16 protein-coding genes and 1 pseudogene are annotated in these 18,847 nt (G+C 56.1%); 9 read left to right on the top strand and 8 right to left on the bottom strand.

What is annotated here, in order from left to right; translation table 11 throughout:
- The first annotated feature begins 118 nt into the window (after positions 1-118).
- Positions 119-310 carry a hypothetical protein gene (locus tag HNQ71_RS31610; RefSeq protein ID WP_184877912.1) on the top strand — a complete coding sequence of 64 codons (192 nt, stop codon included), beginning with the start codon at positions 119-121 and terminating at the stop codon, positions 308-310.
- 93 nt (positions 311-403) lie between these two features.
- On the opposite strand, the gene HNQ71_RS31605 is transcribed toward HNQ71_RS31610, so the two are convergent.
- The 3 genes from HNQ71_RS31605 to HNQ71_RS31595 all read right to left on the bottom strand — a co-directional run bounded on the left by HNQ71_RS31605 (position 404) and on the right by HNQ71_RS31595 (position 2,979).
- Positions 404-1,213 carry an IclR family transcriptional regulator gene (locus tag HNQ71_RS31605; RefSeq protein ID WP_184877910.1) on the bottom strand — a complete coding sequence of 270 codons (810 nt, stop codon included), beginning with the start codon at positions 1,211-1,213 and terminating at the stop codon, positions 404-406.
- 282 nt (positions 1,214-1,495) lie between these two features.
- Complete coding sequence (locus HNQ71_RS31600; RefSeq protein ID WP_184877908.1) at positions 1,496-2,341, bottom strand: fumarylacetoacetate hydrolase family protein; 846 nt, start codon at positions 2,339-2,341, stop codon at positions 1,496-1,498.
- A gap of 17 nt (positions 2,342-2,358) precedes the next feature.
- Positions 2,359-2,979 (bottom strand): hypothetical protein, encoded by a 621-nt coding sequence (locus HNQ71_RS31595; RefSeq protein ID WP_184877906.1) that lies wholly within the window; start codon positions 2,977-2,979, stop codon positions 2,359-2,361.
- Positions 2,980-3,157: 178 nt separating this feature from the next.
- On the opposite strand from HNQ71_RS31595, the pseudogene HNQ71_RS31590 reads away from it, so the two are divergent.
- Positions 3,158-3,456, top strand: a pseudogene (locus HNQ71_RS31590) (transposase); the annotation flags it as partial.
- 254 nt (positions 3,457-3,710) lie between these two features.
- Here HNQ71_RS31590 and HNQ71_RS31585 read toward each other — a convergent pair.
- A complete protein-coding gene (locus tag HNQ71_RS31585; RefSeq protein WP_184877895.1) occupies positions 3,711-4,388 on the bottom strand; it encodes a hypothetical protein in 678 nt (225 codons plus the stop codon).
- Positions 4,375-5,175 (bottom strand): 2-keto-4-pentenoate hydratase, encoded by an 801-nt coding sequence (locus tag HNQ71_RS31580; protein WP_184877893.1) that lies wholly within the window; start codon positions 5,173-5,175, stop codon positions 4,375-4,377. Before HNQ71_RS31580 ends, HNQ71_RS31585 begins: the two co-directional genes overlap by 14 nt.
- Before the next feature lie 170 nt (positions 5,176-5,345).
- Between HNQ71_RS31580 and HNQ71_RS31575 the strand changes: the two genes are divergently transcribed.
- The 5 genes from HNQ71_RS31575 to HNQ71_RS31555 all read left to right on the top strand — a co-directional run bounded on the left by HNQ71_RS31575 (position 5,346) and on the right by HNQ71_RS31555 (position 13,050).
- Entirely contained in the window at positions 5,346-6,833 is a 1,488-nt protein-coding gene (locus tag HNQ71_RS31575) for an FAD-dependent oxidoreductase (RefSeq protein WP_343068297.1), read from the top strand.
- Positions 6,834-7,201: 368 nt separating this feature from the next.
- Complete coding sequence (locus HNQ71_RS31570; protein WP_184877891.1) at positions 7,202-8,329, top strand: S-(hydroxymethyl)glutathione dehydrogenase/class III alcohol dehydrogenase; 1,128 nt, start codon at positions 7,202-7,204, stop codon at positions 8,327-8,329.
- Between the two features lie 169 nt (positions 8,330-8,498).
- A complete protein-coding gene (gene gfa / locus HNQ71_RS31565) occupies positions 8,499-9,062 on the top strand; it encodes an S-(hydroxymethyl)glutathione synthase (RefSeq protein ID WP_184877889.1) in 564 nt (187 codons plus the stop codon).
- A gap of 753 nt (positions 9,063-9,815) precedes the next feature.
- The gene (locus HNQ71_RS31560) at positions 9,816-11,963 is read left to right on the top strand and encodes a N,N-dimethylformamidase beta subunit family domain-containing protein (protein ID WP_184877887.1); all 2,148 of its coding nucleotides are present in this window, start codon (positions 9,816-9,818) and stop codon (positions 11,961-11,963) included.
- A gap of 352 nt (positions 11,964-12,315) precedes the next feature.
- Positions 12,316-13,050: an antitoxin Xre/MbcA/ParS-like domain-containing protein gene (locus HNQ71_RS31555; RefSeq protein WP_343068296.1), complete on the top strand. Its 735-nt coding sequence runs from the start codon at positions 12,316-12,318 to the stop codon at positions 13,048-13,050.
- A gap of 172 nt (positions 13,051-13,222) precedes the next feature.
- Here HNQ71_RS31555 and HNQ71_RS31550 read toward each other — a convergent pair whose 3' ends face one another.
- Positions 13,223-13,375, bottom strand: coding sequence for a hypothetical protein (locus HNQ71_RS31550; protein WP_184877885.1), 153 nt, complete (start codon positions 13,373-13,375; stop codon positions 13,223-13,225).
- Here HNQ71_RS31550 and HNQ71_RS31545 point away from each other — a divergent pair.
- Both HNQ71_RS31545 and HNQ71_RS31540 read left to right on the top strand, forming a co-directional pair.
- Entirely contained in the window at positions 13,368-14,477 is a 1,110-nt protein-coding gene (locus HNQ71_RS31545; protein ID WP_184877883.1) for a porin, read from the top strand. The genes HNQ71_RS31550 and HNQ71_RS31545 overlap by 8 nt on opposite strands.
- A 375-nt stretch (positions 14,478-14,852) precedes the next feature.
- The gene (locus tag HNQ71_RS31540; RefSeq protein ID WP_184877881.1) at positions 14,853-15,230 is read left to right on the top strand and encodes a hypothetical protein; all 378 of its coding nucleotides are present in this window, start codon (positions 14,853-14,855) and stop codon (positions 15,228-15,230) included.
- 427 nt (positions 15,231-15,657) lie between these two features.
- Here the strand turns inward: HNQ71_RS31540 and HNQ71_RS31535 are convergent, their stop codons facing one another.
- Both HNQ71_RS31535 and HNQ71_RS31530 read right to left on the bottom strand, forming a co-directional pair.
- The gene (locus tag HNQ71_RS31535; RefSeq protein ID WP_184877879.1) at positions 15,658-16,257 is read right to left on the bottom strand and encodes a 2-keto-4-pentenoate hydratase; all 600 of its coding nucleotides are present in this window, start codon (positions 16,255-16,257) and stop codon (positions 15,658-15,660) included.
- Between the two features lie 413 nt (positions 16,258-16,670).
- Positions 16,671-18,338 carry a N,N-dimethylformamidase beta subunit family domain-containing protein gene (locus HNQ71_RS31530; RefSeq protein WP_184877871.1) on the bottom strand — a complete coding sequence of 556 codons (1,668 nt, stop codon included), beginning with the start codon at positions 18,336-18,338 and terminating at the stop codon, positions 16,671-16,673.
- Positions 18,339-18,847: the final 509 nt, after the last annotated feature.

Below are 18,847 nucleotides of genomic sequence, written 5' to 3'. Positions count from 1 at the left end.
CGTCAACATCAGCAAATCACTCAAGGCAGCACCTCCTGCCACCTTGAATCACCCAACAGATATCAACTCAACAAATTAATGGGTCCTGACCCTAGTTGGGGTCGCGCAGCCCGATGGGTTGCGGCAACGGCGCATTCTCGACCATCTCAACGAGCAGGGCGTCCCGGCCGACCTGCTATTCGACGCGGAAGGTCTCGAAACAGGCTATCCGAACATGCGCAAGTTCCTGACCGCCATCGCCGAGTTCCGTGCCTACATCGCCTCCAACAGTGCCAGCCTTAAGCGCGTCGACCAGTGCATCATAACGTAGGGCTGCTGCCGTTGCTTGAGCATCTATTAGTCTCCACCCAGAGTCGCCCAATTGCTATAATGTTCCATAGGACCAAGCGCGCCGCGCGGTGGATCACGCTGTTGCTTTGAGACCGTCTTGGTTTTGTCTCTGTCTCAGAGGCCAGACTTCCGCTAGTTTGGCGGCGGCAGCCTGGACATATTCAGCGATTTCCGGGCGCCGCTTGGGAGTTAGACGTGAGCTGGGGCCGGCGACACTAATGGTGCCAACCGTCTGCTCGCCTCCGAGCCTAATCGGGGCACCGATGGCCGTAACGCCAGTTTCAGCCTCTTCGTCGGAAAGCGCCCAACCTCTGCGGCGCGTCACCTCCAACTCCTTGATGAGCTCCTCAACATTGGTGATGTGACCTCCATCACCCGGGGCGAGGCCATCATTGATGGCGATGCGGATCGCATCCGTCTGGCTCAAAGTTGAAAGATATGCGCGGCCATTTGCCGTAGCTGCCAAGCGAACTTTCGCCACCATTTCGGGATGGTATCGCAGGCCCTTCTGCGCGCCTTGTGCCTGCGCAATCCATGTCAACGTTTCGCCCTGGACCACCGCCATACGCACCAGCTCTGCGCTCTCGGTGGCCAGTTCCTCGAGTATTGGCTGACAGACATCGGTTAAATGCGTGCCCGTCAGGAAGCGCTGGCCGAGGATCGCGAGCCTCAAAGTGAGCTTATAGAATCCCGTGACAGGCTCTTGCTCCACCCAGCCGATTTCGCACAAGACCGTGAGCATCCGATGAGCCGCGCTCTTTTGCAGATCAAGCCGCTCGGCAATTTCGCCGAGACGCATTGCAGAGGAGTCATTGGCCATCAGTTCGATTACGGCAAAGCACCGCTCTACAAGAGAGTTGACAACCCGCACAATTGCCTCCAAAATCACGTTCCAGTCGGAATGCTATTTCTTCTACCCCGTATTTAGTTACCGGGTCAAGTGCATTTGACTGGTGCCGCTGTTGGAAATTGTCGATCTCCGCCCTCCGCGACGTTGGCATTTACTCAGTATGCCGCACGCTTAACTGCAAGCTGTATCTAAGCTCCGTCGCCGCAGAGATTATTAAGGCCTCGGCAGTGATCGCGCAATGACGCTGATGAACCGCCTTGGCATGACCTATCCTACATCAAGAGCGGGATTCTAGAGGTGACTTTATTTCGGCAGTTATCTCCGCAATACAACGGTTTGCTGTTGGCGGCCTAACCCGTTGGCGCCCAATTCCACGACATCGCCTGGCTTTAGAAATACTGGTGGCTTCATTCCTAGCCCCACCCCATGTGGAGTTCCAGTGGTGATAACGTCGCCAGGCTCAAGACTCATAAACCGCGAGATGTAAGAGATGAGATACCTAAATGAAAAGATCATCTTTGCGGTTGTTCCCGACTGCATCGTGAGTCCGTTCACGGTAAGCCAAAGATTGATATTCTGGGGGTCGGGTACCTCGTCTGCTGTCACTAGCCAGGGGCCGAGTGGGCCAAAACTTGGTGCGGACTTGCCTTTGATCCATTGTCCACTGCGATGAAGCTGATCATCCCGCTCAGATACATCATGGCAAATCAGATATCCCGCTACGACAGACAGTGCTTGTTCCTCTGACAATCCGAAGGCGTGTTCGCCGATCACAACAGCAATTTCCGCCTCCCAATCGAGTTTTTCGGAATTCGGAGGCATCAAAATATTATCATTGGGCCCTACGATGGACGACGGGGCTTTGGAAAACACTACGGGCTCAGCGGGGATTGGCGCATTGGTCTCAATCGCGTGGTCGGTATAATTTAGTCCGACAGCGATGAAATGACGGACGTCGGCAACCGGCGGCCCAAGACGAGTGGAACCATCAACGCTCGGAAGTGTGGAAGGGTCGATTTTGCGGAGCCTCTGCAGGGTTGCGTTAGAGAGAGTATCGCGACCAATGTCATCTACGATACTGCTAAGGTCGCGTATCGTTCCACTCTCATCGACCAAACCCGGTCGTTCCGAACCAGCGGCGCCAAATCGTAAGAGCTTCATGATCTATTTCCTTTGGTTCAGCCGGCTGACGAAGCAGTTTTCAAGCGAGTGTATTCGGCGGCGTAGCGGCCGACTATCGCATTGCGAACAATAGGATGTTCGAGGACAGCCTGAATGGGGGCCTCTAACGATTCTGGCGTACACGTTTCCACGAGAATGAACCAATTTGGGGGAGCGTCGTAATCGGTCCGTCCCTCATGTTCAGCGGTGCGGATTCCTGTCGCCTGCTCATCGGACTTGCACAAATGCGCGCCGGTGATGAGTGGAAACTCCATCAAATTCGATACGAGCGACGACAAGTCTTCGACTGTTTCGTCATAGTCGCGCGTCGCAGGGTGAAAGCGTATCGTCGCGAGGACACCCCCCGGACCTGGCCCTTTCGTCGACAGGACGCGGGCCAAGCCACGTGAGGTATTGAGGAAATGCGCCACCGCTCGCCGCGTCCAAGGGGTGGGCGAGTTGAGCCGATTGGCATAATTCTCGCTTACGAGTACGTCGAAGTTTTCGACTTCGTAAAGGGTGAAGAATTCGGGATGGGTCTCACTGTCGATGGCCTTGTAACGCCTGCCCCTCAGGAACCCCGTAATATCAGTTCTCTCAGGCATGTGTTCATTGATATGCCACTGATAGAAGTCCATGCGCCCTTCATCGGAGATTCCGTTCCAAGTAGCCACCACACCTTTACCGCATAGCATTAATCTCTCCTCGTGGCCGGAAAAGCCTGTATAATACGGGGTACTATCTGGAACAACGTTCCATAATAAACGTATGTGTTTTCATGGGCGCCGTCAACGGGATTCAAAGAAACCTGTTGCCGGTTTGCGTGGCTACGACGCCGGCAAGAAGATCAAAGGCTGCGAAGCGCCATATTATCACCGACACCGAGGGGCACATGGTCGGGCTGAGGGTGCATACGGCCGACATCCAGGACAGGGATGGGGCAGTCGGCGTCATTGCCCATTCGACAGCTTTGCCCGTAATTGCGCGCCATCTGTCCGCAGACGGCGGCTATGCCGGAGAAAAATTGACGCAAGATCTGGCCGATCTCGGCACGTGGACCATCGAACTCATCAAGCGCTCCGACGGCCAAAGGCTTTAAGGTGCTGCCGCGGCAACGGTGACGGAAGTGATGGCGAGATCTGGAGGTGAGCAATGGCCGACGCGATGTGCGCTCTTATGCGCGGGTGTCGAGCGAGGCGCAGACGGGCGGCAACACGATCGCCAGTCAGGTCATTGCGAAATCCACCTCAGGCTCGCAATTTATGACAACGCTGCCAAGGTCTCGAATAGTTCCAACCTGGTCCAGCAACCCCGGTCGCTCAAAGCCAGGTGGTCCAAATCGCAACAGTTTCATATAATGTCCTTAAGGTCAGCCGGCTGCAGCGTCGGTCTTTAAACGAGTATATTCCAGCACGTAGCGGCCCACCTGCGCATGTCGGACTAAAGGGTGCTGGACAATAGCCTGTATGGGTTCTTCTAAAGACTCTACGGTGCATGCCTCCAGAAGAATGAACCAATTGGGTGGCACATCATAATCCGTACGCCCTTCACTCTCCGCACTGCGCACCTGAGTGGCCTCGTCATCTGCTTTGCAGAGATGCGCCCCAGTCAGAAGCGGGAGTGGCGTGATGCTGTGCACGAGCTCCGATAGCTCATCGACTGCTTGCTGGTCATCGGCTGCGGCTGACTGGAAGCGCACTGTGGCAACGGCGCCACCAGGCCCTGGACCATTGGACAACAAAACCCGCGCCAGGCCGCGAGAGGTATTGATAAAATGCGATGTCGCGCGCCTCGTCCATGGCGTCGGTGCATTCAGACGCTTGGCATATTCCTCGCTCGTAATAACGTCGAATTGCTCGACTTCGTAGAGTGTAAAAAACTCAGGATGGGTTTCTGAATCGGCAGCTCGAAAGCGTCGCCCCCGCAAAAATCCGGGAATGCCGGTTCTTTCGGGCATGTGCTCGTGTATGTGCCATTGATAGAAATCCAGGCGGCCTGCCTCGGATATCCCGTTCCAGATGGCCACCACGCCTTTACCGCAAAGCATAGATATCTCCGCTGTTCTCAAATTTATCGAATGTCACTGAAACGGGCGCGAAACCGTCAAACTCGGCGACAATTTGGTCGCCGGGATTTGCTGTATGAAAACCCGTGTAGCTTCCTGTCGTGACAATCTCGCCGGGCCGAAGCGCGATCCCCCTTGTTCGAAGATCGTTGGCCAACAGGACGAGGAGACCAACGAGGTCTCCGCGAGGGTGGCCTCCGGTAGTCTGGCAGATGGTTTCTCCGTTGATTCCAAGGCGAGCTTGAAGGGTATCGAGAGGCTTATCTCGCCAGTTTTTGTTTAGCGGCCCGCAGATCAGAGCGCCGTTGGCCAGCAGGTCCGCAACCATCGCATTGCGGGGAATGGAGAATTTGCTCGCCCACCGGCTATCTGCGATTTCAACTGCCGCACAAGCACCGTCGATGGCCTCAATGATATGCTCGCTGACGAAGCCGTCCCTGCCCGGGACTGGCTGTCTCGCAAAATGGAAGGCAATCTCACATTCAACGCCGCCGAGACCGTAAACCGCAGGTGAAATCAATGCTGGGCTATGAAAAAGACGGCTCTTGAGAAGGGGAGCTGATATCAGGTCGCCGTCCGGCAAAGCAGCGACTTTCCAGCCCCCAATGGAGGACAGCGCGGTGACGATGTCATGCTGGATGCTCAAAGCCTGCGGGCGGGTCAGCGCTGCCAGATCTGAGGTATCGGCAGGAACGCGATAATCGCTCCGATGTGCTGCGACGAGCTTTTGGGCAAGGCCTTTTGAAAATTCGCTTGCTATGTCCGACATGTCATACTATCTGGAATAATGTTCTAACAGCGAATATCCGCTTTCTCGGCCTTGGTCAACCGGCTTGCCGAAAAATGATCGGTAGTGGTGTCAAAAACAGTCAGCACCAACATTGCTACACGCCGGGATCCTGTTGGCGAAATGGAAGCTCGGTTGAAGGGAGGGAATTGGTGTCGGATGGCGTTGTGACTGCCGCAGATGTTATTGTTGTAGGAGCCGGAGGCTCTGGCTTGTTCGCCGCGGTCGAGGCAGCTGAACTCGGGCGACGGGTACTGGTACTCGAGAAGAATCCGAAACCAGGCGGCACGACAAATTGGGCAATAGGTTCCCTGTCGTCGAGCGCATCGCCCATGCAGGCTGCCATTGGCATCCACGACACGCCAGCAGCTCATTTTGAGGACATGGCCCTTTTTCATGGGGGGCTGTTGTCTCGAGACAATCCTGAGCTTCGTAAAGCCTTTGTAGAAAATGTTCCTGATACTCTCAGGAAACTGCTCGACATGGGGGTCGTGTTTTTCGGCCCGATGCCCGAGCCTCCTCATCGCGCTCCCCGCATGCACAACGTTTTGCCAAATTCGCGAGCATACGCCCATGCGTTGTGTCGGCGCGCCCGTGAACTCGGCGTGGATATCCGCCTAAATCATCGTGCTCATCGTCTTCTTACCGAAAACGGAAGGGTTGTGGGTGTCGAGGCGGTAGTTGATGGGGCACTCCGTCGTTTCTTTGCGCGTCGTGGCGTTGTCTTGGCCGGCGGCGATTTCAGCGCCAACCCAGAAATGAAAAGAATTTATGCTGGTGAGGCCATCTCGCGAGCGGGTGCTTTGGTTGAAACGAGCACGGGTGACGCTCATCAGCTTGCACTGGACGTTGGTGCAGAAATTGTGAACGGCGACTTGGTCAGCGGCCCGCAGCTTCGGTTCGTGCCGCCCAAGATCAATCTTATGACAATGTTACCGCCGAGCCGGTTCCTGGCGTTGCTGATGAAATGGGCGATGGCTACCCTGCCTCAGCCGATCATTCGACCCTTTATTATGATGTTTCTTACAACAGTCCTGGAGCCCCAGCGGAAATTATATGAAAGCGGGGCGATCCTGGTAAATACCAATGGAACGAGGTTCGCTGACGAGTGTGACAAGCCGCAGTTCGCCATACCGGAGCAGCCCAGAAAAGAGGCATACATCATCCTCGACAGTGTTCTCGCCAAAAAATTCAGCAGTTGGCCCAACTATATATCGACTGCTCCCGGCGTAGCCTATGCCTACCTCCCAGATTACAGGCGAAATCGCAGAGATATCTATAATGTGGCAAGTTCATTGGGTGAACTCGCCAAAAAGATCGGTGTTCCTCCAGATAGCCTTAAGAAAACTGTGGCGGACTACAATCAAAGCCCCCGTGAAGGAACTCCAGGTCTGTTACAGCCCCCATTCATCGCACTCGGGCCGGTTCGAAGCTGGGTCTTGACTGAAGGGGGTCTAAAAGTCTCTCCCACTATGGAGGTTCTTTCGAAGAGTGGGGGGGTCATCCCGGGTCTCTATGCGGCTGGGGCAACCGGTCAGGGAGGAATTATCCTAGAAGGCCATGGCCACCATTTGGGGTGGGCATTTACGTCTGGGAGATTGGCAGGCCGAGCTGCTGCCCAGCATGGGGCGTATCGGTAAGGACCAAACCGGCTTCCGTCCGGCCGGTAGAAGCTGACGCCTTCACCGAATACACACATATCATCCAGTTGGAGAATACTTCCCTATGGAAAGTAATTTGTTGACCCCCGTTTTTCCGTCAGACCCGGTAACGCCCAGCTTTTTTCCCAAGGTATGATCCTTACGGGCGGCGGTTCCGGCTGCCCAGCCACCACGTCACCCGTGAGGCCTTGCCAGGCCCAACCGACTCCCGGACATTTAATGCAGAACGTAGCTGGGACAACAAAGATGCCGGAACTAAAAAAGGTAATCGTCGGATACATCGCGGCAATTCGCGCGACCGTGTTTGTCCGGATATGTAATCAACCACTGTCCAAAAGGATCGACCAATGGATGTCCGTGCAGCCGTCGCTGTTCAAGCCGGCAAGCCTCTCGAAATCATGACCGTGCAACTCGACGGTCCGCGCGAAGGCGAGGTGCTGGTCGAGATCAAGGCGACCGGCATCTGCCACACCGACGAGTTCACGCTGTCGGGCGCCGATCCCGAAGGCCTGTTTCCGGCGATCCTCGGTCATGAGGGCGCCGGCGTCGTCGTCGACGTCGGCAAGGGTGTCACCTCGGTCAAGAAGGGCGACCATGTCATCCCGCTCTATACGCCCGAATGCCGGCAGTGCCCGTCCTGCCTGTCGCGCAAGACCAACCTCTGCACCGCCATCCGCGCCACCCAGGGGCAGGGCCTGATGCCGGACGGCTCGTCGCGCTTCTCGATCGGCAAGGACAAGATTTTTCACTATATGGGCTGCTCGACCTTCTCCAACTTCACCGTGTTGCCCGAGATCGCGCTGGCCAAGGTCAATCCCGACGCTCCCTTCGACAAGATCTGCTACATCGGCTGCGGCGTCACCACCGGCATCGGTGCGGTGATCAACACCGCCAAGGTCGAGCAAGGCGCCACCGCCGTCGTCTTCGGCCTCGGCGGCATCGGCCTCAACGTCATCCAGGGCCTGCGCCTTGCCGGCGCCGACATGATCATCGGCGTTGATCTCAACAACGACAAGAAGGCCTGGGGCGAAAAGTTCGGCATGACGCATTTCGTCAATCCGAAGGAGATCGACGGCGATGTGGTCCCGCATCTGGTCAACATGACCAAGCGCGGCGCCGACCAGATCGGCGGCGCCGACTACACATTCGACTGCACCGGCAACACCAAGGTGATGCGCCAGGCGCTGGAAGCATCGCACCGCGGCTGGGGCAAATCGGTCGTCATCGGCGTTGCCGGAGCCGGCCAGGAGATTTCGACCCGGCCATTCCAGCTGGTCACCGGGCGGACCTGGATGGGCACCGCCTTCGGCGGCGCGCGCGGTCGCACCGACGTGCCGAAAATCGTTGACTGGTACATGGACGGCAAGATCCAGATCGACCCGATGATCACCCACACGCTGAAGCTGGACGACATCAACAAGGGCCTTGACCTCATGCATGAGGGCAAGTCGATTAGGAGTGTCGTGGTTTACTAGGGCGCGACCAGCAGGAGCGGATGCAAGTCGGCGTCCGGTCGCGCTTCACTGAATCTGCGTATGGTCCGCCAAAATCATTCAATTTTTGCGGACCGTGCGTTGCTAGAACGACAAGCCACGGACCAACCGGCCCGCGACCTCTGTGGTTCACAACATGGGAGGAGAAGACATGGCGGAAAAACTGCATCCGAAAATCGACAATGGATTGCCCAAGGAAAGCGCGAGCTTTGCCGGTGGCACACTGGTCTGCGCCTGCACCAGCAAGCCGGCGAAGGTGAAGGTCAAGGGCCAGATCGCCCACGACCACGCCTGCGGCTGCACAAAGTGCTGGAAGCCGGAGGGCGCGGTGTTCTCGGTCGTTGCCGTGGCGGGCACGGCCGACGTCACCGTCACCGAGAACGGCGACAAGTTGAAGGTCGTCGATCCAAGCGCGCTGATCCAGCGCCATGCCTGCACCGGCTGCGGCGTTCACATGCACGGACCGGTCGAGCGCGACCATCCGTTCAAGGGCCTGACCTTCATCCATCCCGAGCGCTTCGAGGAAGACGGCTGGTCGCCGCCGGGCTTCGCCGCCTTCGTCTCCTCGATCATCGAGTCCGGCGTTGATCCGAAGCGGATGGACGGCATCCGCGCCCAGCTGAAGTCGATCGGGCTGGAGCCCTATGACTGCCTCAATCCCGGCCTGATGGACTATATGGCCACCTGGACGGCGAAGAAGATTCTCCCGGCCTGAAGTCAGGAGGCAGCGTTGCCGAAGCGGTGCTGCCTCTACACTATGGCTTACCTGTCGATGAAGAGGTCGCTCCAGAGGCTTGGAGCAAGTAGATGAGAAAATAGCCGGCAGGCTTGTGGAGAATTTACCTCGGGACGGACGGCTCGCGCGCCGACAACACGCGCATTACGACTTTAATGACACCCAAAACGGATAGGATACTCCGTCGCCTGTTTTGTTCGCCCCTTTCTGAAATCGCCGTCCCGAACTTACTGAAACCTGTGTCCGGGCATTTGTTAAACCTGCATATTGCGATCGTCCAAGGCATGCCACATACGCTCTGCGGCTGCATTTTGTCCGAAGCGTTCTGATAGGCACGCGGCTACCTTAAGTGCCTGCATAGGCACTCAATGATAGGCCAGTGCACTCGCTCGCCGTGAGCGCCGCGATCCTTCCAAGCCACGCCCTCAATTGCGAGCCGCATTTTACAATGGCGCTGACGACGAGATTAAGCCTCGATATCCCGCAGACTATCGAGCCCACTCGGAAGCGGAGTCTACCGCCGCCTGACGGCAGATAGCCCAGATCCCCAACCCCCTTGGCGGCAAAAGGGACGAAGCTGATTTTATGCACGCCGCGTGCTCAAAAGGTCCGGTTGACACTGGCTGGCACCGCGCTTAAATAAAACGACGTTCCAGTTGCAACGGAAGGCTCATCAAGGGCGGAGAACAGAAACACTGGATTTTTTTACCCGATATGGAGGAGTACAAGCGTATGCTAATCGGCTATACCAACCGGCTTTCGGCCCGTGCCGGCGAAAATATCGAAGTGAAAGTGTCCAGTGATTTCTCCAGCGACTACGCTGCTGATCTCGTTCGCATTTTCTCGGCCGACCCCAATCCGGAAGGACCAGGAATAGATGTTCGCCGGGTGTCGGCAAGTTTCGAAGGTACCTACCCATCAGTTGCGAAGTCATCGCGCGCGGGCTCCTGCGGCATCATTCCCCTTGGTAGCTTAGAAATCACTGCGGATGCGACGTTTTCAATCAGATTCCAACCGCGTCTTCTGCGTGAGTCGCCCCAGGTTTTATTCTCCTTTATTGCCGAGTCGGGAGGCGCAGTCTCTGTTAGCATTCAGAAGGACGGTCTAAAGCTCGAGACGTTTGCCGAGACCGGCGCCGTCTCCTTCGCGTTCGAAATCGGGCGCTGGTATGAGTTGCGTCTCGCGATCGCAGCGCGCGGACTGCATCTGATCGGATATGCTGTCAACACCGGATCACGGTGTTTCGAGGTTGGGACGAGGGCTCCCAAGGAAAAGGTATTCACAAAACTAGTGCTAGCGGCTGCGCCACAGCATGGAGACCCGTTAGCGTTCACAGCGTTTTTCAACGGCCGGCTCGAAGCCCCCATGTTGTTGCATGGAGAGCAGCTTGTCGAGCGCCTCTTGGACGGTCCTGTTGCAGAAGAGTCCATACTCGCTTTGTGGGATTTCGGCACTGACATTCCGACATCGCACATCCGCGACAAAGGGCCGTCGCGGCTCGACGGAACATTGCATAACTTGCCCGCACGAGCCGTGCGCAGCTCGCGATGGTCGGGCGAGGAAATATGCTGGAGGCACGCGCTTGATCAATATGCAGCCGTCCATTTCCACGAGGACGACCTCTACGATTGCTGTTGGGAGACGGATTTCTGCTTCGATATTCCCCACGATCTTCCAAGTGGAGTGTACGGCGTCCGTTTGAGATGCGGGGACGCTGAGGACATCATTCCTTTTTTTGTCCGCCCAGCCCGAAATGCTCCGAAGGCAAGGGTTGCAGTGCTTTTCTCGACATTTACCTATCTTGCATACGCCAATCATCCCCGCGACAACTTTGATGCCACGTATGTGGAAAGGCGCAACGCCTGGCATGCCTATCCACACCATCCCGAGGAGCACCCGGAGTTTGGTCGTTCACTTTATGATTTTCATCCCGACGGTGCCGGGACCCAATTCAGTTCTATATTGCGGCCACTGCTAAGCATGAGGCCCGGTTACCTCGCTTACGCTGAAACGCGGGGATCGGGATTGCGACATTTTCCCGCCGATATGCATCTGGTGGCGTGGTGTGCGGCAAAAGATATTGTCTTTGATGTCGTCACGGATCATGACCTCGAAGCTGAGGGTAACAAGGCTCTTGAAGACTATGCCTTAATGCTCACCGTGACCCATCCAGAATACCATACGGCTCGCACACTGGACGCAATCGAAAATTTCGTGGCCGGCGGCGGCAGCTTGGGCTACCTTGGCGCTAACGGATTCTACTGGCGGATAGCTACCAGCGAGGCGTTCCCCAGCGCCATTGAAGTTCGACGCGGCCAGACCGGGGCCAGGACATGGGAGGCAGAGCCAGGAGAGTACTTCCATGCCTTCGATGGCCAATATGGCGGCCTCTGGCTCAATAACGATAGACCTCCGCAGCGGCTCGTCGGCGTTGGCATGGCGGCTTACGGACCGTTCAATGGCACTTACTATCGGCGTACCGAAGCTTCCTATGATTCGAGTTTTGAGTGGCTATTTGACGGCATTGATGACGAAATCCTCGGTGACTTTGGGCTTTGCGGGGGAGGGGCAGTTGGATTCGAGTTCGACATTGTCGATTCGTCCTTGGGAACACCCCCGGAAGCGGTCGTCCTTGCTAAGTCTGAAAAGTTTACTAGCGATTGCTACCTTGCCCCGGAAAAGTTGGACTTCGGCGCGCGAGTGAACATGCCTGACTGGCAGAAGTCGCAGATCAGGGCGGATCTTTGCTTGGTTCCGAAGCCTAAGGGAAATTTCGTCTTCTCTGCGAGTTCGATCCTGTTTTGCGGAAGCCTCCCAGTAAACGACTACCAGAATAATATCTCGAAACTGCTGGAGAACCTTGTGCGACGCTGCCTTTAAACAATGACGCAATCCGAGAGCCAGTGGCTGCGAGCCGTTGCAAGATAGCGTGTAGATCGGATCGAGCAAAGCGGCGGCGTCGCCAGCCGCCGCCTGTGCGCGTCACTTATCGGATTGCGTTGAGAACCTCGCGCAGGTCAACGCTCTGCCTACGTCCTCGCTCGGCTGGTTTCGGCAGCAATTGCAATCCGCTCCCATTCCTCATTGGCGAGATCGGTCGGATTACGCTTCGTCCTCCACTGGATCCGGGCCATCCGGCCTCGCATCTCGTGTGTCCACAACATAGCCCATAATCACAATTCGATCGCGTATGCAATCAACCGGACTCTTAACGCGGTAGGGGGAGCCACACATGACAAAATCATTTGATTTTGGAAATGAGCCTCGCCAGGACGAGCTTTCAAGCTTGGTTGCAAAAGAGGTCCAGCGCGTTCTGGCTCAGCACGAGGAGGTTATAAAGGAAAGGAGTTCAATCTCATCGCATATGGGGACTGGCAATATCACTGCCGCCGATTCACTTTATGCAACGCGCCCACAAGGGATTCATGACGATTTGACCGCCCTGGCCTCCGAGTTTGTTCGGAGGCTCGCCCGTGAGGCGAATTCGCTCACGGCACGAACTGAGGTCGCGCATGGGTGCGCAGTAAAAGTGCGGGATCAGCAAACCGATTGCCTGCGCATTGAAGACTGGGCGGGTCAGGTTGCAGGGCCCACATATCTGGAAGAACACTTCCACATACCGCGATCGACATTGCATTGGTGGCAACGGCACAACGACGTGGTCGCATTACGGAAAGGCGCGCGCAAGCATGTGTTCCCCTTGGCTCAGTTCATCGACGGCAGGCCTGCGCCGGGGATCCGACAAGTGCTCTCCTTGATCCCCAATCCCAGACCGGCATGGCTTTGGCTGACCTCCCCTTCACCGCGGCTTGATGGCCGAATTCTCTCCGGCAAGATCTGGCTGCCGAAGTCATCTCGGCCGCACGAGACTTTTCCTCGACATGAAGTCCAGCTGACGAAACCAACTGCAAATCCATTCACCACGGCAATCGGTTGGTCCCGTTGTGAGCCTGTGAAAGCCCATTGAGGGTCGCGCGCGTCACTACGCGCTGCGCAATGTATTTTGCAATATCGTGCGAAATGTCTAGCTTGTGTCGTTTGTATAGTTTGCGCGAATTGTACAGTATATATTTGATTTACGTGACTTAATTGCAACGGTGGGCGTGTATATCTCTGCGTCTCGCAACGTATATATTGCATTATTCAATATCGCGGATAGCGTCAAACTGCGAAGAAGCGGCGCGCGATGCGCATCTTTTTCGATCCTGGGGAATGGGGAGGGATGCGTCTTTCAGCAAAGAAGATGCCTTGACCCCTTTTTTAATCTTTTGACTGGAGATAAAAATGAACATCAAGAGCCTTCTTCTCGGCTCCGCTGCCGCCTTGGCCGCGGTCACTGGCGCACGCGCGGCCGATGCCGTCACCGTCGCCGAGCCGGAACCAGCTGAGTACGTCAAGATCTGCGACGTCTATGGCGCCGGCTATTTCTACATCCCTGGCACCGAAACCTGTCTGCGCATCGGCGGCTATGTCCGCTGGGATGCTTCGGCTGGCCAGGAAGGTTCGTACAATGGCCGTCGTGCCGTCGACCATGAGGACGGCAGCATCAACGATACCTGGCACAAGAAGGCCCGCTTCACGCTGAGGACCTGGACTGGTCAGGAAACAGAACTCGGCACCTTGAAGACCTACACTGACACCCGCTTCAACTATTCCGACGGCAGCAACAGCAGTTCGCTGAACTTTGCCTGGATTCAACTCGGAGGGCTGCGCGTCGGTAAGGACGAATCGGCGTTCGACACGTTCATCGGTTACGCCGGCAACGTCATCAACGATACGTTGGTTCCCTATGGCGATTTCGACACCAACGTCGTGCAATACTACTTTGATGCCGGCAACGGCTTCTCGGCCGTGGTCTCGCTCGAAGAAGGCTCTGGCACGGTCGGCACGATCGACAGCTACGTTCCGCATGTCGTCGGCGGCGTGAAGTACACGCAGGGCTGGGGCGCCATCACCGGCGTCGTTGCTTATGACAGCAACTACGAAGAGGTGGCAGGCAAGGTTCGCTTGGACGTGAATGCGACCGAGGCGCTGGCGCTGTTCATCATGGCCGGCTACGGCACCGACGACAATCTCAACGACCCGACCAATGCGATCCCTGCCGGCGACCGCGGCTTCTACAAACAGTGGGGCGGCAACTGGGCAGTCTGGGGTGGCGCCACCTACACCTTAAACGAGAAGACTGCGTTCAACCTCCAGGTGTCGTATGATGAAGCCAAAGAATTTGGCCTTGCGGCGAACGTCGCTTACAAGATCGTCCCCGGTCTCACGATCACGGCCGAAGTTGACTGGGCTCATAACGACCACGACAGCAATGGTTACAACTGGACCGGCATCCCCGCTGGCAAGAGCAACGCCGTCGGCGGCATCCTCCGCTTCCAGCGGTCGTTCTGACGGATCGAAGCATTGAACCATAGCGCTCGTCGCATACGATTGCGAGCGCCGGACTCGCCCGTCCAGCCGGAGTTGGCTTAGCGGGATACCCAAAAAAGGCTTTCGGCGGCTCCTTCCAAAGTGCTTAGGTCCGCACCTCCGGGATCGAAGCCTGCCGCCGATGCGAAGGGCGCCCTTGACCAAGGCGCCCTTCATTCTAGAGCGTCGAGCATTCTGACTGAATCGAAGGGATTGCCCTCGTGTAGAGACGACCTGATGTCAGAAAAAGTAGATTTGAATATCACGTCGGGGGATGTTGTTGTCTACAGAGCGGTACAGCGGCTTGGGACTTCCACTGTCATTCCTCATTCTTGATTGCTGAAATGGATGATGGAGATGGTTACCGGAGAACCGAATGACGTGCGATTGAAAAATGTCGACGGCCAATGGAGTGTCCAGGTCGTCGAAAATGGCAAAGTAACTCGGCATTTATTCAACGCTAAAGCCGTTGCCGAGAGCTACGCCGAATTCCAACGAATTAGGCTCGGCCTGCCTGGAAAGCCACCAATTTGGGAGGAGAACTCGGTGGATGAGCACACACCAGACTTCATCATCAACGATGTTCTCGACCTCGCCGAGTACTCCGATCGCGGTATTGTCACTACCCTAGTTGATACGCACGGAGTTCGCCTTCGTCTCCACCTCACAGTCGTGACCTCAGAATTGCTTTGCGAGCGAATTGCCAACGCGCTGGAGCGCCGGTACGGCGATTAGCTTGGCGAAATAGGCGAGCAACTCGCTCGTCCAAGGCGGCGGCGTAGAACGGTTTGACCGGCGTCATCAACGCCGTGAGCTTGAAAGACTGTCTTCGCGAGATCAAGGGCAACAATAACAACAGGCATGGAAACGCTCCTTCTTGGCTAAAAGACGTCCGCCATCTTCGCTGAGGGGAAGGGAGCGGTCCATGCCATTAAATTGGTAGTCCAGCGCGCCGTATACATGAAGCTTGTGTTGATGCCAGCCGTGGCACGCTGATCACCCGGCCCCATGCCGAGCGCGGCGACCATACCGCCAGCGGCACACGATTGTCCCGATCATTTCTCGAACCCTCGGCCCCTTGTCATCTCTGTTGGCCCAGCCCTTCAGCGTCCAGCTCGATCGCGGGCCCGGCACCAACGTCGCTTTCTCCGGTTCTTAATTCTTAGTTTGCTTGGAATTGTACAGATACTGCTCCGACCTGGTTGAATTTGGCCGAAATTATGTTCCCCGGGCCGGCCGTCAAAAAGCCGGTATAACTTCCCGTCGTAACAATCTGACCAGGCTTAATGGACAGGCCGCGTTGGGCTAGATGATTAGCAAACATAAGTAGGAGGCTAACCAGATCTTTTTGCGGATTACCGCCGCTGCTACGGTGAACGATGGTGTCGTTTATGCTGAGTTCAACCTGGAGAGTGTCCAGCGCTATGTTCCGCCAATTGCGAATCACAGCGCCCACCACCAGAGCGCCATTTGAAAGAAGATCGGCAATCATCGCATTACGCGAAGACCTCAGTGCCGGCGTCCAACGACTAGTAACCACCTCAATCGTAGGAAAAATCCCCTCAATCGCAGCGGTGATGCCTTCTCGCGTGAAGCCGTCTTTTCCCGGTATGGGCTCCTTTGCAAAGCGAAACGCAATCTCCGCTTCTATCCCACCGGCTCCGTATGTGGCCGGATCTAAAGAAGCTGGGCTTTGCACCAGGCGGCCACACACGATGGTGCAGATATGAAATCTCCATCCGGCAAAGCACCAACTTTCCAACCCGCGACGGGCTCGCCCAAAAGTTCTACGAATTTTCCTTGAATGGTAAGAGCCTCATCTCTCGAAAGTGAGGCCACATGTTCTTCGGCTGCGGCAACTGGTCTGCCGCTGCGAAACGCTGCGGCTAGCTCCCGCGCCAATTTCAAGTTTTCTTTTCTCGTGCACTTTCGTTCCTCGACTTAGCGGTTGGTTCGGTCGCCATTGCGCGCGGATGAAAACTGTTGGCGTGTGGGACATGAAGACGCGCCGCCGTTGGCAAAGTTGCAAAAGGTGAGGCCAGATCATGAGACGCAATTTTCATGGCGTTTCGTGAACGGATCAGGCCAAAAAATCATTCGAATTCGGCCACCCTATCCGCAACTTTGGAGCAAGACAAACTTCCGTACCCCCAACGCGTTCGGCACTTTAATCACTTAGTCGCGCAGCACGAATCGGTCCAATACATTGCGAGTTATCCGATCCGTATAGAAGTCTTTCTCAATAAGACCTCTTACCCATTCACACGTTGCCGCGCAGAAGATTTCGCCTATCCCTCTTTTGAAAGAGACCATCATGCCGCTTCCGCGGGAGTATTTTTCGGTAGCCTCGGCAGTAGGACTCGGAGTAACCTCCAAAATAGACGCAATGAAACGTGCTTCAGAATCGCCACGTTCATGGTGGAAAGAATGTTCTGGCAAGCCATATTCAGAGTTACTAGCCCAATTCATCGCAACAATTTCAAGACCGGCTGGCGCTCCATCCTTTCCGGTTGGCACTGGAAGGCCGTCTACGAAGGTATAGTCCAAGCCATCGACTTCATAGGCAAAAATGCTTGCCTCATCGCCGAATGTATCGGCATAACCAAGACCTGTTGCGTCTAACGACCAATGCTTATGCCTGAATACATTGAAACCGCGTGAGGACCGTTGTGCTATCCCAAACGTGGCGGCGTAGATGCCTCGCGCGCCGTTTACTCCGAACGTCTCAGCGCCGGGATAGCCAACCATTGGATCCTCCCAAAGACTAGTCATCAACTTGGGATTCTCGTGGCGGATCGGATCGTAGTCTCGAGCCTGAGACTTATAGCATATCTGGCCGGATCCCCCTTCACGGAGCCTGATTTGCCAAAAGAAGTTTCCTGCGAACCTGGCAACCCTACCTCCACGTTCGACGAATGCTTCAACGGTATGACGCATTGGCGCCGACCAATATTCACAGTGCCCGACAAAAACTAGACACGAGTATTGAGCGATAGCCTCTGGATTAAGCTCCAAGTCTTCTTGAGCAATAACGTGCACGTCGTATCCGGCTTGCTCAGCCCATATTACGAAAGGGCGCTCATACGTTGCCCAGCCCGCTGAGGCGTAATAGCGTGCGTATCCATTAGCAAATGCCCACTCTTTGGAACCCCAGTAAGGTTGCTCGGGCAGACGCGGCCGAGTTTTGGGGACGTTCCGCGGTGCGTCCGCAGGCAGCCATACTTGACCTCTTGCCCAAGGGCGTTGTGAGGAAAGGATTGGCGAAAAACCATCTGGAAAGTCCTTGTGGAGTCCGATGTAATGAGATGCGCCGCCCCAGTCGTTGTAAGCTGCCCAAGTACATGTGGAAGCTACGAGTAGGACCGTCTTGTCCGTCTTACCTCTGTTTGAGCGAACAAAGAAGATGTGGTGGCCCAGCGCCGGCTGGTTGCCGTTTTGCTTGGAATCGCGCATCTCAACAATATATGCGCCCGCCGCAACATCCTGAGGCAACTCAAGAGTGATGGTTTCCTGCCACCCGCAGCCGTTCATATAGGGCTGAGCAGGAACCTCCTGAAAGTCCACACTCACATCGTTCCACGTCGTGAGCGTGCGAGGGGTGAAACCATCCTTCTTTACCACAATATCGAGCTTCGGCACAGTCGATGAGATGTACAGCTTGACCGTTTCTCCTGGTGAGTAGCCCATCCTGTCGCTGTAGCACCACGCCGCAGGAAGGCCATGTTTATCAGGCACCTCTACCCAAAGGCTCTTCCAGGCCGCGCCGCTTCCAGAGATCCTCTTCGTCGGCCAAGACCCAGCTGCCGCACTAGCTTCCTGACTTTCTTCCGAGCTCGCTTTCATTGTTGCATCCTAAACCGGCTGTCGTGTTGATTGATTTCGCCTGAGACCCGCTAAAAACGCTATCTTCTGTCAGCGGATTAGTTCGGCCTAGGATAGGACCGTTTCATTCCATATGGAACACCTTGCCAAAAAAAACAATATTCCTCTCGGAGCATCATCATCCCCCGCCGGCCGTATACGCTCGCCAATGTCCAACAGACCGACAGCCAGTTTGTTTCCCTGCTCCCGGGCTGCCAGATCGTGTGCTGCCAGATCGTGTGCTGCCGGAGGCTTGGCGCCGAACCAGCCGTTCGCGCCGACCAAGCCGGATCGGATGGCGTGGAAATCGGTACGCCGGTGCTTGTGCTGCCCTGAACGATCGCCACTTGTAGGGAATTTAACTGGCGGGCTGGTGGTGCCGATCAACCGCCACGAGCTCTAGATTGCCGTTTTCGCGCGCCGAGGTGGCCATTGGCACCCTGCGGACGCACTGAGCTCGAGACCATCGATTACACCCAGCCACCAGTGAA

Origin of the sequence: Mesorhizobium sangaii, assembly GCF_014207355.1 — a bacterium.
Taxonomy (GTDB): domain Bacteria; phylum Pseudomonadota; class Alphaproteobacteria; order Rhizobiales; family Rhizobiaceae; genus Mesorhizobium; species Mesorhizobium sangaii.
Note: the sequence above shows the minus strand (reverse complement) of the source record. Positions and strands in the feature narration are given on the sequence as shown.

What these genes read in the sequence shown, in the direction of transcription:
- HNQ71_RS31545 (WP_184877883.1), top strand. Translation starts at nt 13,368, where the DNA reads ATGAACATCAAGAGCCTTCTTCTCGGCTCCGCTGCCGCCTTGGCCGCG.
- HNQ71_RS31595 (WP_184877906.1), bottom strand. Translation starts at nt 2,979, where the DNA reads ATGGACTTCTATCAGTGGCATATCAATGAACACATGCCTGAGAGAACT.
- HNQ71_RS31570 (WP_184877891.1), top strand. Translation starts at nt 7,202, where the DNA reads ATGGATGTCCGTGCAGCCGTCGCTGTTCAAGCCGGCAAGCCTCTCGAA.
- HNQ71_RS31585 (WP_184877895.1), bottom strand. Translation starts at nt 4,388, where the DNA reads ATGCTTTGCGGTAAAGGCGTGGTGGCCATCTGGAACGGGATATCCGAG.
- gfa (WP_184877889.1), top strand. Translation starts at nt 8,499, where the DNA reads ATGGCGGAAAAACTGCATCCGAAAATCGACAATGGATTGCCCAAGGAA.
- HNQ71_RS31560 (WP_184877887.1), top strand. Translation starts at nt 9,816, where the DNA reads ATGCTAATCGGCTATACCAACCGGCTTTCGGCCCGTGCCGGCGAAAAT.
- HNQ71_RS31555 (WP_343068296.1), top strand. Translation starts at nt 12,316, where the DNA reads ATGACAAAATCATTTGATTTTGGAAATGAGCCTCGCCAGGACGAGCTT.
- HNQ71_RS31540 (WP_184877881.1), top strand. Translation starts at nt 14,853, where the DNA reads ATGGTTACCGGAGAACCGAATGACGTGCGATTGAAAAATGTCGACGGC.
- HNQ71_RS31580 (WP_184877893.1), bottom strand. Translation starts at nt 5,175, where the DNA reads ATGTCGGACATAGCAAGCGAATTTTCAAAAGGCCTTGCCCAAAAGCTC.
- HNQ71_RS31530 (WP_184877871.1), bottom strand. Translation starts at nt 18,338, where the DNA reads ATGAAAGCGAGCTCGGAAGAAAGTCAGGAAGCTAGTGCGGCAGCTGGG.
- HNQ71_RS31550 (WP_184877885.1), bottom strand. Translation starts at nt 13,375, where the DNA reads ATGTTCATTTTTATCTCCAGTCAAAAGATTAAAAAAGGGGTCAAGGCA.
- HNQ71_RS31600 (WP_184877908.1), bottom strand. Translation starts at nt 2,341, where the DNA reads ATGAAGCTCTTACGATTTGGCGCCGCTGGTTCGGAACGACCGGGTTTG.